This window comes from Gordonia amicalis (assembly GCF_022059885.1).
In the GTDB taxonomy this organism is placed as follows: domain Bacteria; phylum Actinomycetota; class Actinomycetes; order Mycobacteriales; family Mycobacteriaceae; genus Gordonia; species Gordonia amicalis.
Genome location: NZ_CP091855.1, coordinates 707,059 through 720,155 on the forward strand (window position 1 = coordinate 707,059; position 13,097 = coordinate 720,155).

Below are 13,097 nucleotides of genomic sequence, written 5' to 3' on the forward strand. Positions count from 1 at the left end.
GGGCGCGACCTGCACGAACCACTCGATTCCTCAGCGAAGTCTCAGCAGGTGCACACGTGCGGTCGAGGTTCGGCCCGCACTTGAGGCCCCGATCACTCCAGAACCCGTCACCTCAGAACCCATCACTTCAGAACCTTGCTGCCGTCCTTGGCCGTCCAGGTGATGCGGCCGTGCTCGAAGTAGTTGACCCGACCCTTGCCGTCGCGGGTCGGCTCCTCGTTGCTCAGCGGCTTGCCGAGACGGCCCCCGGGGCCGCCCGCGGCCACATAGGCACCGCCGATGGCGCCGGTGACGATCTTCGGACCCTTCGGACCGGTGAAGATGCGGCCGTTGGCGAAGTCCTGGGCCTTGCCACCGGGCACACCGTAGGACGGGGTCAGGCAGCCACCCAGATCGCCCTTGTTGGCGTCCCAGAGCTTGCGGAATGCACCGTCGACGCGGCAGGCGACCGCATCACGCGAGAGGCCGAGGGCAGCCGCAGCCTGCGGCCATGCCTGCATCATCTCGAACTCCCAGTACGGCCAGGTGTGCGTCCCGGACGGACGGTAGACGGCCTGACCCGGAATTCCCTTGCGGTTCAACTGGATTGCGAACTGCTGAGATGTGACGCGGCTCAGCATCTCCAAGCCCACGCCGGAGTAGTTGGTCGCCAGCATCGGGATGTCCGACGGCTTGTCGTGTTCGCCGACCATGCCGTTGCCCGAGGAGACGTACAGGCTCGTTCCCTGCAGCTTCTCGGCCAGCACGTACGGGTCGTGTTCCTTCCAGGCCGGATCCGAGGGCGGCCCGAACATCTTCATCGAGTCGTAGCCGCCGCCGTCGCGCACCGCGAACTGGATGGCCTGCGGCATACCGAAGGAGCTGAACTGCAGGATGCCGGAGAACGATGCGGCGAACTTGTAGAACCCGGGGTTACGTGCGGCGAGCATCATCGCGGCCGAACCACCCATCGACAGACCCTCGATGCCGCGGACGTCCGTGGATCGCCAGTCGTTCTCGAGGACGGGCGGCAGTTCCCGCATCAGGAACGTCTCCCACTTGTAGTTCTTGCCGCGGTCGGGTTCCTTCCAGTCGGTGTAGAAGCTCGACTCACCGCCGATCGGCAGGATCACGTTGACGTTCTTGTCCTTGTAGAAGTCGACGATCTTGGTGTTGATGATCCAGCCGCTCTGGTCGTCCTGCGCACGCAGACCGTCGAGCATCGTCAGCTGGGGGAACTTCTCCTTGGGCTTGGCGTGCCAGTCACGCGCCAGGAGGATCTGCACCTGGATGTTGGTGTTCATCGACGGCGAGTACACCCAGAGGGCGACCCGGCGATCGGTGTACCAGTAGGTGTTGGTCACCTTGCCGGGCGGGACCGGGGCCGCCGCCGGAGCCGGAGCCGGCGCACGCGGCGAGGCCGGGGGCGCCGGCGCTGCCGAGGTGGGAGGTGCGGCCGGAGAAGCCGGAGCCGGCTCGGCGCCCGCGAGGCCCTGGCCGACGACAAGCGTCACCACGGCCACGATGGCCACCACGACGGCCATCGCCGTTCGCCAGGCCACTCCGACACCGAACGGTCGTGAACCACTGTTTCGCCGCATCACTCTCCAGAACTCCTTCGCCCAAGTACAACGGCGTCCGCACGTCCTGACCGATTCCCCGTCAGTCACAACTGCATCATCAATACCAAACGCCTCAGGAGTTTCTTACACGGGATTGATGCCCGGTGTCCGAACGCCACGCTGTGACTCGTGAGATTTGTGTGACAGTTGATACCGAAAGCAGGTGGAGCTCTGCATGACACGACGACGCCCCGCCCGGGATTCCCGGACGGGGCGTCGTGATGGCCGTGTCAGGCCGGACCGGTGCCGATCAGCGGAAGAATCCGCGGTTCTTGGCGTTCCAGACCATGTCCTGCCAGTAACCCCAGGCGTGGGTGCCGTTGGCGTAGTAAGTCATGAGCGGCACGCCCTGGACGAATGCGGCGGCCTCGAAGGCCTTCGACTGGGTGAACGCCAGCAACTCCAGCGTCGAACCCTTGAACAGGTCGTCGAAGACGTTCGGCAGCGCGTTGTACCGACCGAAGAGCCCGTTGCCGGATCCGACGAAGAGCTTCATGCCACGCATGTTGCCGATGTTCCAGAAGGGATCGTTCTGGAACCAACGCAGGCTCCACGGCGGGCCCCACATCGCGTCGATGTTCCACGGCTTGGGATCGACGTCGAACATGGCCAGACGCAGCGCGGTGCGCATACCGGGTGCGCTCAGGAAGTTGTAGCCCGACAGCGAGCCGGCGCGGTCGAAGTTCTGGCGGTTCTGCGCGCCGATCACGAGGGCGGCATTACCACCCATCGACAGGCCCATGATCGCGTAGCGCTTCGACGGCCCGACGCGGTAACCGCGCCGGTCGAGCTCGCGGACCAGAGTGTTGCTGATCACGCAGTTCCAGCGGTACCGGTAGGGCTGACCATTGAAATTGCTGGGCGCATCCCAGTCCGTGTAGAAGCTGGCGGGACCACCGATGGGTTCGACGACGTTGACGCCGGACTTCACCATCTCCTGGATGTTGGTGTTGATCTCCCAGCCGCTGTAGTCGTACTGGGCGCGCATGCCGTCGAGCATGATGACGGTCTTGTAGTTGCCGGGCCGCTTCCACGCGCGGACCTTCACATTCGGCATCCCGCAGCCGTTGACCCAGAACTCCTGCTTACCGACCTGCGTCCCGCCGATGCGGGCGCTGGCCTGTCCGGCGACGACTCCGGTCAGCCCGACAACTGTCAGCACGGCGACCAGTGCGGCGATCAGCCGGTTACCGATCCGGCCGCGCGCTGGCCTGCTCGCCTGGGTGGCAGCTTCACGCATGTACAGAATCTCCCTCTTCAGCCGGTCGAGCTGCGGATTCTCATATCCCGCCGGTCCGTCCGGTCCTAGTGCGTCTCACATCTCTCGTCGCCGGCGCAGTGCCGGCGCGACGATGGTTACCGAGCCGATCTCGCATGCGATTCGCCGTCGGCGAGCCTATTCGATGCCCCCCGGCGTGACAAACCATGTGATTGCGATCACAACCCCGTCACCGACGGTGTCGCAGCACTCCCGGACACCTCGGTCACGAACGAACTATCGGCCCCTGGGCCCGGGACGTTACCGATCCGAGATGTTCAGTGGCAAGTCCTCAGCACAGGACACGTGTTTTCTGTGCTTTTGCTTGGGTTCGTGTGCCAAGGTCGCGCGCACCCGCGTGAAGGCGGATGTCCGACTATCCCGGATTGACCGGCGGGGGCATCTCCAGACCGCACCGGTCGATCTCGTACTCCGGCTCGCGCTGAATCCGATAGCTGTTGAACGTGAACGCCTGCTTCAGGTTGTGCTTGAAGCGGCTGAACGACCACGGCGCCTCGAAGGAGGCGAACCGGTCCTTGGTCTCGGGGCACTGGAGGGCCACCTGCGCCTGGCGGACGAGGTCCTCGTCGAGGTATCCCGGCAGGACCGGCTTGCGCGGGTACGCCCCGGCCTCGGCGACGACCCATTCGCTCGGCAGGATCTTGTCGTGCCCGATGCGGCCGTCCTCGAGTCGCTCGGTGTGGGCGGCGAGCGGGTACGCCAGCCCCATCTGGTCGATGACGCGGACGTCGAGCGGCGCGTTCATGCTCGTCATGCCTAGGTTGAGGAAGTAGACGGTCACCTGACGCTTGGCGCCCTGAGGCATGACCGCGGGAAGTTGCGCGACGTACCACTCGTCGTAGTTGAACGACGGCAGGATGACGCCGCCGTCCTCGTGGTACTTGTCGATCTTCTCGACCATCGCACTCATGCGCGGGTAGGCGAGGTAGTCCTCGGCGGTCACCGGGTTCTCGTTGCCCATGTTCGTCACATAGAAGCGACGTTCGTCGACGATGCCGCTGCGCCCGATGTCGATGCCGGCGTTGGGCAGCACGTTGGCGTGGGTGCTGATCCCCCAGATGAGGACCGTGACCCACAGTCCGGCCATCGCGACCGCGCCGACCAGACCGGCACGGGTGCGACGGCGTTCGGCCGAGGACACGGTGACGGGTTCCGGATCGTCGTCGATGACGGACTTCTGTGAGGCACGACGCCCGAACACGGCACCGAGGTGCGCGGGGACCGTGAGCGGCACGACCATCAGCGGCAGCAGCGTCACGAAGAGCGGGACGAGCAGCACCCGACCGTGCATGAAGTCGCCGCCCTGACGTATCCAGTAGACGATCAGGATGAGACCGGCGACCACCACGACGGACACGACCGCGGTCGACGACTGCAGTCGAGCCGACAACGCGGCCAGACGCGAGCGCCACGTCACCGCCTCCAGGGAGTCGGTCGGGGTCTCGTCGGCCGCGTCCGCGTTCCGCTTGGCGTCCGCGCGCAGACGGGCACCGACGACCAGGATCACCCCGGCGACGACGGCCACCACGACCGGCAGCACCAGCGCGTAGGGGCCGAACAGGTTGGTCAGATAGGAGAGGCCCTGCTCCCACTTGGCGCCGCTGGCGTCCTTCGCCACCGCGGGGTTGGGGACCAGCAGGGCGTAGTAGCCCATCCGGAAGATCTGGTAGCCCACCGGTAGGGCACCGGCGACGAGGACCACGCCGAGGCGCATCTTCCAGCCCAGGGGCGCGAAGAAGACAAGGACCAGCACGAGACCGCCGAACACGGCGAGCTCGGGACGGACCAGCGGCGCCAGGCCGGCGGTGAAGGCCAGGGCGAGCGTCGCCGCCGCTGCGCGGGGTCCGGCGTGGGGACCGCGCCTCGCCCAGGCCACCAGCTGACACCACAGCACGGCGGCCCAGAAGATGCAGAGACCGTTCTCCAGGCCGCTCGTCGCGAAGTCGCGGGCCGGCGGGATGGCGACGTAGATGATGGCGCCGAACGGGAGGAGCAGGGTCCAGCCGTCACCGGTGATACCGCCCAGACGCCTGCCGTAGAGGCGTGCGCCGCCGTACATGGCGATCGGGATGGCGGCGACCGAGCAGACCAGGGCCACCCAGAGCGCGACGTACTCGAGCTGTCCGTCGGTGATCCAGGCCCAGAACCACAGCAGATAGGTCCACGCCGTCGAGGTGTTGGCCTCGACGCGCTCCCCCGCGTTGAACACCGGTCCGTTGCCGGCGAAGAGGTTGCGCAGGGTACGCAGCACGATCAGGCCGTCGTCGGCGATCCACCGGCGCTGCCAGGCGCCGATCGCGAAGAACGTCGTGACGGCGACGGCGCCGATCAGGAAGCTGACCGCGGCAAGACGACGCCGGGCGCGACCCGCTGACGACTGCGGACGATCCGTGGTGCGGGGATCTACGACGGCGTCGGTTCCGCCTTCCGACCGGACACCGTCAGTGGACTGCAGACCGTCAATTGACTGCATAGACCGCGACACCCACGCATACTAACCAGGCCACGGCCAGCAGCTGCAGTACACGGTCGCCGAGGGCGATCTCCTCGGGTTCGCCCGCCGCGCCACCGTCGACGTCGACGGCGTAGCGCAGGATCGCGACCGTGAACGGCACCATCGACACCGCGTAGGCGACGTTGCTGTCGTGGCCGTTGTCACCGCCCTTGTCGAACGCCCAGAGTCCGTAGAAGATGACCACGGCCGTGGCCGACAGTGTCCAGACGAAGCGCAGGTAGGTCGTGGTGTAGTACTGCAGCGCCTTGCGGATCTTGGCGCCGGTGCGCTCGGCGAGTTGCAGTTCGGCGTACCGCTTACCCGCGGCCATGAACAGCGAACCGAAGGCCATGACCAGCAGGAACCACTGCGAGAGCTCGATCTCGGCGGCCACGCCACCGGCGATCGCGCGCAGCAGGAAGCCCGACGACACGATGCAGATGTCGATGACTGCCTGGTTCTTCAGACCGAAGCAGTAGCCGAGCTGGATGACGAGATAGATCGCGATGACGACCGCGGTCTGCCAGTTCGCGAGGAACGCGACGCCGATCGAGCCGGCGAGCAGCACCGACGCGAGCGCGTAGGCCAGCGGGACCGGGACCACCCCGGCCGCGATCGGCCGGAACCGCTTGGTCGGGTGATTGCGATCGGACTCGACATCCATGGCGTCGTTGACCAGGTAGATGCTCGACGCGGCGAGGCAGAACGCGATGAAGGCGATGCCGGCGTCGGCCAGCACCGACAGCTCGGTGATGTTGCCGGCCGCCAGCGGTGCGGCGAGCACCAGGACGTTCTTCACCCACTGCCGCGGACGGATCGCCTTGATCAGCCCGGTGGTCAGGTTCTTCGGCGGCCCGGCGACCTTCCCGTGCTCGATCGGCTCCTCGCTCATGCACTCTCCCTGTGTCGTGTCACCCGCGCGATGACGGGGGACGCGGCGAGTCGCAGCGGCCCGCCGGGCACTGCGGCCGTGAGGCCGAGCCGCGTCAGGACGCGCGCCGCGCGACGGGCACGTCCTGAGGCCGGAGCATTCCGGGTGGGTTCGAGCAGCACCTTATCGCCCGCGATGACGGCCGCTGCGCCCGCGGCACCGATCGCGGCGCCCGCGGTGACGTCCGTCGGGTAGTGAACACCGAGCACCAGGCGTGACAGGAGCATCGGCGGCACGAGTGCGGCGGGCAGCACCCTGGCGTCCCAGCCCGCCGCCCGGCCGATGAGGATCGCGGCCGCGGTGGTCGAGGTGGCGTGCGACGACGGGAAGCTCAGCTTGCTCGGCGTGGACACCCCGATGTCGATCGCGGGATGTGCCGGCCGCGGCCGGCGCACGATGCGCTTGATGATCACCGACGCCGCATGCGCGCCGAAGGCACCCACGCCGGCTTCGATCCACAGCTGCTGGGAGCGCACGTCGCCGCGGGCACGCGCCAGCGTCCAGCCGGCCCCGGAGATGGCCAGCCATCCCAGCGCGTGCTCGCCGAAGTGCGACAGACCACGCGCCGCCGATCGCACACCCGGACGGGAACCGATGCCCGACTGGATGGCGACGAGGACCTTCTCTTCACCCGCGAGGGGTCTGGGGGCGTGGTCGGCCGGGAGCTTCATCGACTCGTCGACCTCCACCTCGGGACTACTCGATTCCGAAGACAACCGCCCAGCTCTCCTTACTGGTCAACTCACGATGTGCGGCACGGTACTGCTGCTTCATGTCGCCGAACTTCTCCTGAAGCTCCTTGATCAGCGCGAAATGCTCACGTGCGAGAGCGATCATCTTCTCGCGATCACGCTGCCGGTACACCACTCCCCGGCCGTCGGCCGTGGTGACGGTGACACCGTCGACGCGTCCGAGCGAGAACCAGCGCGCCTCGATCGGCGGGTAGTTCGCCTGCGGCACCTCATGATGCCGGGGGTCGGCGGGCCGGGCGTTGTTGACCACCGCGGCGGTCAGCGCCTTGACCTTGCTGATCGGGTTCAGGGGGATCGCCGTACCCAGATGCGTCGCCTCGCCGGACGTCCGCGGCAGCTCGGTCGCCGACGGCAACACCACCGCGTCCGGGTACTCCTTGCGCATCGCCGCGACCTTGGGCAGCGCGGTCGGCAGCAGGCTGCGGATGTGCTCTGGACCGGCGAGGAAGTCGCGGATCGCCTCGTTCTGGATTGCGACGGTCGAATACTCAAGGCACAGAAGATGTTTCGCGGTCGCTTTGGTCATCGACCGCAGGATGCCCTTGATGGGTCCGTCATGGTGGATCGACGCGACGACGAGACGGTTGCGCAGGTGGAAGTACGCCTGCCAGTCGATGGCGTCGTCCTTGTCGCTCCACGCCATGTGCCAGATCGCGATGCCCGGGATGGTGGCCGTCGGGTAGCCGGCCCGAGCCGCGCGGAGCGCGAACTCCCAGTCGTCCCACTTGATGAACAGCGGCATCGGCAGGCCGACGGTCTCGGCGCACTCCCGGGGGATCATGCACATCCACCAGCCGTTGCCCTCGACATCGATCCGGCGATGCAGGTTCTTCGAGTTCTTCCGGTCACGCAGCGGGTGTTCGGAGAAGTTGTGGTCGTACTCGACGAACGGCGCCGCGGTCCACATGAAGGTGTCGCGGCGGATCACCTCACCCATGCAGTGCAGATGACTGCGGTCCTGCAGGTTGAGCATCTGCCCGCCGACGAGCATGGGGGACTTCGCGAATCGCGACATCGCGAGCGCGCGCAGGATCGAGTCCGGCTCGATGGCGATGTCGTCGTCCATGTAGAGGATGTACGGCGAATCGGTGAGTCGCAGCGCCTCGTACATGATGCGCGCGTAGCCGCCGGAACCGCCCAGGTTGCCCTGGTCGAAGATGTGGAGACGATCTCCGAGAGCCGCTGCGGCCTCAGAGTATCCGGGCTCGTCGACCACCTTCTTGGTGCCCTGGTCGGGCATCATGACCGCGTCGATGACCTCGTCGACCATCGGGTCGGAGGTCAAGGCGGCCAACGCATTCACCGCGTCGGTGGGACGGTTGAAGGTCGGGATGCCGACGGTCACCCGCTTGGTGTCGGCGTCGGAGGTCGGTGCATCGATCGGCGAAAACCAACCGGCGGAGACGATCTCGGTGTCGGTGTCGGTGGTGATGTCGAACCAGATCCAGCCACCGTCCTCGAAGGGGCCGAGGTCGAGCTCGAACTCGGCGACACCGCGGCCGTTCTCGTCGGTGGCGATCAGGTCGCCACCGATGCCGATGCGCGAACCGTCGATCTTGGAGCGGTAGAGGTCGACGCGAGCGGTGCCGACCACCTCGACGCGCAGCACCACCGAATCCAGGATGCTCCAGCGTCGCCAGTAGGCGGCCGCGAAGGCGTTGAAGTAGGTCTCGAAGCTGACCTCGGATTCGCCGCCGAGCAGCACCGACGTCCGGCTCGGCGCGTGCGCCCGCCGGTGATTGGAGTCCGACTCGAGCAGGTACAGCGACCGCACGTCGAGCGGCTCACCCGGGCGCGGGAAGATGACGCGCTGCAGAAGGGATTTCGCCTTCGACGGCCCGGTGCCCGCCTCGGGGATCTCGGACTGGTTCACGGGGGTCACCGTCATCTATTCGGCTCCTGCGGGGTCGGCCACCAGCGGCGCACCGTCTCGCAGATGCGGCGCCAGGGTGTTGTCGAACATGGTGAGCGCGCTGGCGATCGCCATGTGCATGTCGAGGTACTGGTAGGTGCCGAGACGACCACCGAACAGGACGTTGGCGGCGGCGGTCTCGGTGCGGGCGAGCTCGCGGTAGGCGGACAGCATCGCCCGGTCCTCGGCGGTGTTGATCGGGTAGTACGGCTCGTCGTCATCCTTCGCGAAGCGGCTGAACTCGCGCATGATGACCGTCTTGTCCGTGGGGTACGAGTCCCGTTCGGGATGGAAATGACGGAATTCGTGGATTCGGGTGTACGGCACGTCGGCGTCGTTGTAGTTCATCACCGGGGTCCCCTGGAAGTCGCCGGTGTCGAGCACCTCGGTCTCGAAATCGAGTGTGCGCCAACCGAGTCGGCCAGCGGAGTACTCGAAGTAGCGGTCCAGCGGCCCCGTGTAGACGACCGGCGCGTCGGGGTTCTGCGCGCGCAGTTCGTCGCGGACGGCGAACCAGTCGGTCGACAGGCGCACCTCGATGCGCTCGTCGGCGGCCATGTTCTCCAGCCACGCGGTGTACCCGTCGACCGGCAGGCCCTCGTACTTGTCGTTGAAGTACCGGTTGTCAAAGGTGTACCGCACCGGGAGGCGGGTGATGTTGCCCGCGGGCAGTTCGGTGGGATCGGTCTGCCACTGCTTGGCGGTGTAGTGCTTGATGAACGCCTCGTAGAGCGGCCGCCCGATGAGGCTGATCGCCTTCTCCTCGAGGTTCTTGGCGTCGGCGGTGTCGATCTCGCCGGCCTGCTCGGCGATGAGCTTGCGCGCCTCGTCGGGCGAGAAGTAGCGGCCGAAGAACTGGCTGATGAGGCCGAGCCCCATCGGGAACTGGTAGGCCTGACCGTTGTGCAGCGCGAAGACGCGGTGCTGGTAGTTGGTGAAGTCGGTGAACTGGTTCACGTACTCCCACACCCGGTCGTTGGAGGTGTGGAACAGGTGTGCGCCGTACTTGTGGACCTCGATACCGGTCGTCGGCTCGGCCTCGGAGTACGCGTTGCCACCGATGTGGTTGCGCCGTTCGAGCACGAGGACTCGTTTGCCCAGCTGGGTGGCCGCCCGCTCGGCGACGGTGAGACCGAAGAATCCGGAGCCGACGACGATCAGGTCATATCTGCTACTGGTTGCCACGGGTCCTCAGGGTAACGGACCCACCCTGAGGATTCGCCGAGCCACGGGGGACGGCGTTCCGTTGCCGGGTACCGCCGCGTGCCGCGGTGCCCGACATCACCGACATCGTGGCGGTGGTGCCCGCCCACAACGAGCGGGCACTCCTCCCCTCTTGCCTCACCGCACTCGACGCCGCGGTCGCGGGAATTCGAGTATCGGTGCAGGTCATCGTCGTGCTCGACTCCTGTGACGACGACTCCGCCGGGTCGGGTGCCGACGCTTTCGTCGGCATCATCACGCCGGACGGCTTCGACGGATGGCCGCCGGGCACCGCGACGACGTTCGCCCGCGGCTACGACGCCCGGCCCGGGCACCAGAACGTGCACGGAGCGAACCTGGGGGTGCGTGCGAGCGCCTACGCCGCCCGGGAGCTGGCCACCGCCAGTGAACGGCGATCACTTCGCCGTCCGGGGTGAGTGCGGCGGGAAGCCGGGCGATCAGCCCGGCGGGTGCGTCGAGGAGTATCCGCAGTTCGGCGACGACGTCCATGCAGCTCTCGCCAGATCGCCGCTGATCGCCTCGACGTCATACTCGGACGCCGGCTTCCGACTCGATGTTCTCCGATCGTCACCCGAACGGTCGGTTGCGCAACGAGAAGGACTCGTCGATTCCACGGAGTTATACGATCCGGCATAATGAGTACCTCGACAATGGGTGTTTTCTTTCCTGCGCTCAGCTGTCGGTCCAGCTGAGACGCGTGGAACGCGGTCTCACTAGGAGGCAGGAGTGACCGAGTTGGCGGATTTCGGAGCGCAGATGACGCGCATCGCCGGCGAGATGCGTAAACAGAGTGACGACACCGAGACTGCAGTGCGTGCGATGACCAAGTATGCGGTCGATGCGATCCCCGGCGCCGAATACGCGTCGGTCACGCTGGTGTCCGGCGGTGTGATCGAGACACCCGTGATCGTGGGCGACCTGGGCGGTGAAGCCGACGATCTGCAGCGCCGGCTCGGCGAGGGTCCGTGCATCCGCGCAGCGATCGACGACGTGACCGTGTGGATCGACGACTTGCACACCGACGAGCGCTGGCCGCGGTTCGCCGCCGCCGCAGCCGACATCGGAATCCGCTCGATGGCGTGCTTCTTCCTCTACATGGATGGTGACGACTTCGGCGCGCTGAACCTGCACAGCACCCGACCTCATGCGTTCACGTCCGAAGCACGACTCCTCGGCGAGCTGTTCGCCGCTCACGCCGCCACCGCGTTCGGCGCCATCCAGGAGAAGCAGCAGCTTCGAGCAGCACTCAGCTCGCGCGACATCATCGGTCAGGCCAAGGGCATGATCATGGAGCGCTACAAGCTCGACGCGAACGAGGCCTTCGCACTACTCGCCCGCCTGTCTCAGGACACCAACACCAAACTGGTCGACGTGGCGGCCCAGATCGTCGTGGCGGGTCCGGAGACCTCCTAGCGCAGTTCGTCTTCCGCCGGGAATCCCAGCACCGGGATGCCGCCGCGTTCCTGGAATCGCTCGAGACCCTTGCCGGCGAGGGCGCGTGGCCCCGTCGCGGGCGTGAAGAACATCATGCCCTTCTCGAAGATCTGCGTGACGCCCGCGGCGTCGGGGGTCAGGGTCGGGAGTCCGATCGCCTGTCCCAGCGGTCCGGTGATCCCGCCGAGGTCGGTCACCTTGCCGTCCATCGCCGACGTGGCGAGCTCGAGGAACTGTGACGTTCCGGGGATGATCTGCTCGACGAACTGGCCGAAGCTGCCGAAGTCGAGTCCCTGGGATGGCCCGGAAGGCCCGGTGGGCGGCTTGACGACGCGCGGCGCCGGTTGCCCCTGCACCGTGAACCAGGACGACTTCAGTTTCAGCTTGGTGCGCGCCTCTTCGCCGGTGACCTCGGCGGTCCCGCCGGAACCCACCGCGCGCACCTTGAGAGCGCGGCCGTGTTCGGCTCCGAGTCCGTTGGCCTCGACCACCTCGAAGCTCCGGAGAGCCCCGACGCCGAAGGCGGCGCCGATGCTGCCGGCCGACACGGTCGCGGTCCAATTGTGGTTGGGCGAGACCGTGTCGCCCTCGTCGGGCACGGCCGGGAACCGGCCGCCGGCCGAGAAGCCACCCGTCGAGGCGGAGAACTCGGTGAACGCCGGCTGCCCGTTCTGCAACAGGATCTGGCCGGCGGTCGCGTCGGCCGCGACATTCGTCCGGCGGTCCTCGCCGGCCACGCCGCCGTAGACCTGGGAGTTCTGGGTGTCGTCGATCTTCTTGCCGCCGGCGATCGCGGCGAGCGCATAGGTCCGCGCGGCGACGGCCTGCGCCTGCAGAGCCGCGGCGCCGCCGGAGTCGGCCCAGGCCGGCAGGCTCTCCCGCGGGATGACGCCCTTGACGTAGTCGTCGATGTGGATGCGGTTGACCACACGTCCACCTTCGAGGCCGAGTGCACCTCGGTAAGCCTTCTCGGAACCACAGAACTTGAGGAACTCGGCCGCGGGCCGGTTCGGCAGCATGCTCAGCGGTTCGACGAACGATGCCGGAACGGAGCGGATCGTGCCACCGCCGCAGCCGCTGCGGATGGTGGCGGTGCCCCCGGACAGGCTGACCGCCTGTCCGGGAGCCACCGTCTGACCTCCGACGCGCATTCCGGCGTCCGCATGCACATTCACCGAGTTCTGACCCGTGAGGGCCACGTTGATCTCGGGCCTGTCCACCTTCCCCGCGGTGGTTCCACCGTAGAAGTGGCGCAGGATCTGCTGTGCCGACCAGCCCTTACGGGCGTAGCCGTACGCACCCCATTGCCCCATTCCGCGGCCGTGGCCATGACCATGTCCGATCAGCGTCACCGTCGACCCGACCGAGAGTTCGACCCCGGGGGTCGATTCCGTTGAACCCGCAGCTACGAGTCCACCGGCCAGCAGTGCGGGCGCGAGCCCGGCCGCAGCCCAGGTCAGCAACTTTCCG

The 13,097-nt window shown here is 67.0% G+C and carries 10 protein-coding genes; 2 read left to right on the forward strand and 8 right to left on the reverse strand.

The annotated features are described in order from the left end of the window. Nucleotides 1–122: 122 nt before the first annotated feature. The 7 genes from IHQ52_RS03265 to glf all read right to left on the reverse strand — a co-directional run bounded on the left by IHQ52_RS03265 (nt 123) and on the right by glf (nt 10,154). Complete coding sequence (locus tag IHQ52_RS03265) at nt 123–1,580, reverse strand: alpha/beta hydrolase-fold protein (RefSeq protein WP_238064100.1); 1,458 nt, start codon at nt 1,578–1,580, stop codon at nt 123–125. Between the two features lie 271 nt (nt 1,581–1,851). After that, complete coding sequence (locus IHQ52_RS03270) at nt 1,852–2,841, reverse strand: alpha/beta hydrolase (RefSeq protein ID WP_006437667.1); 990 nt, start codon at nt 2,839–2,841, stop codon at nt 1,852–1,854. Nucleotides 2,842–3,235: 394 nt separating this feature from the next. Next, nucleotides 3,236–5,353 (reverse strand): arabinofuranosyltransferase AftB family protein, encoded by a 2,118-nt coding sequence (locus IHQ52_RS03275; protein WP_238064101.1) that lies wholly within the window; start codon nt 5,351–5,353, stop codon nt 3,236–3,238. Further along, a complete protein-coding gene (locus IHQ52_RS03280; RefSeq protein ID WP_024498801.1) occupies nt 5,340–6,266 on the reverse strand; it encodes a decaprenyl-phosphate phosphoribosyltransferase in 927 nt (308 codons plus the stop codon). The genes IHQ52_RS03275 and IHQ52_RS03280 overlap by 14 nt, the downstream gene beginning before the upstream one ends. Then, a complete protein-coding gene (locus IHQ52_RS03285; protein ID WP_191834654.1) occupies nt 6,263–7,021 on the reverse strand; it encodes a phosphatase PAP2 family protein in 759 nt (252 codons plus the stop codon). The genes IHQ52_RS03280 and IHQ52_RS03285 overlap by 4 nt, the downstream gene beginning before the upstream one ends. Next, the gene (locus tag IHQ52_RS03290; protein WP_191834653.1) at nt 7,002–8,945 is read right to left on the reverse strand and encodes a glycosyltransferase; all 1,944 of its coding nucleotides are present in this window, start codon (nt 8,943–8,945) and stop codon (nt 7,002–7,004) included. Before IHQ52_RS03290 ends, IHQ52_RS03285 begins: the two co-directional genes overlap by 20 nt. Beyond that, on the reverse strand, nt 8,946–10,154 hold the full coding sequence (gene glf / locus IHQ52_RS03295; RefSeq protein ID WP_006437672.1) for a UDP-galactopyranose mutase: 1,209 nt from the start codon (nt 10,152–10,154) through the stop codon (nt 8,946–8,948). Nucleotides 10,155–10,240: 86 nt separating this feature from the next. Here glf and IHQ52_RS23650 point away from each other — a divergent pair, with 86 nt between their 5' ends. Beyond that, nucleotides 10,241–10,609 carry a glycosyltransferase family protein gene (locus tag IHQ52_RS23650; RefSeq protein WP_316249311.1) on the forward strand — a complete coding sequence of 123 codons (369 nt, stop codon included), beginning with the start codon at nt 10,241–10,243 and terminating at the stop codon, nt 10,607–10,609. Nucleotides 10,610–10,919: 310 nt separating this feature from the next. Then, nucleotides 10,920–11,606, forward strand: a complete 687-nt coding sequence (locus IHQ52_RS03305) for a GAF and ANTAR domain-containing protein (protein ID WP_191834652.1) — start codon at nt 10,920–10,922, stop codon at nt 11,604–11,606. Here the strand turns inward: IHQ52_RS03305 and IHQ52_RS03310 are convergent. Further along, nucleotides 11,603–13,090: a SpoIID/LytB domain-containing protein gene (locus tag IHQ52_RS03310; RefSeq protein ID WP_191834962.1), complete on the reverse strand. Its 1,488-nt coding sequence runs from the start codon at nt 13,088–13,090 to the stop codon at nt 11,603–11,605. The genes IHQ52_RS03305 and IHQ52_RS03310 overlap by 4 nt on opposite strands. Nucleotides 13,091–13,097 lie beyond the last annotated feature (7 nt).

Coding starts and splice junctions, on each gene's coding strand:
- IHQ52_RS03265 (WP_238064100.1), bottom strand. CDS start 1,580: ATGCGGCGAAACAGTGGTTCACGACCGTTCGGTGTCGGAGTGGCCTGG.
- IHQ52_RS03290 (WP_191834653.1), bottom strand. CDS start 8,945: ATGACGGTGACCCCCGTGAACCAGTCCGAGATCCCCGAGGCGGGCACC.
- IHQ52_RS03280 (WP_024498801.1), bottom strand. CDS start 6,266: ATGAGCGAGGAGCCGATCGAGCACGGGAAGGTCGCCGGGCCGCCGAAG.
- IHQ52_RS03275 (WP_238064101.1), bottom strand. CDS start 5,353: ATGCAGTCAATTGACGGTCTGCAGTCCACTGACGGTGTCCGGTCGGAA.
- IHQ52_RS03270 (WP_006437667.1), bottom strand. CDS start 2,841: ATGCGTGAAGCTGCCACCCAGGCGAGCAGGCCAGCGCGCGGCCGGATC.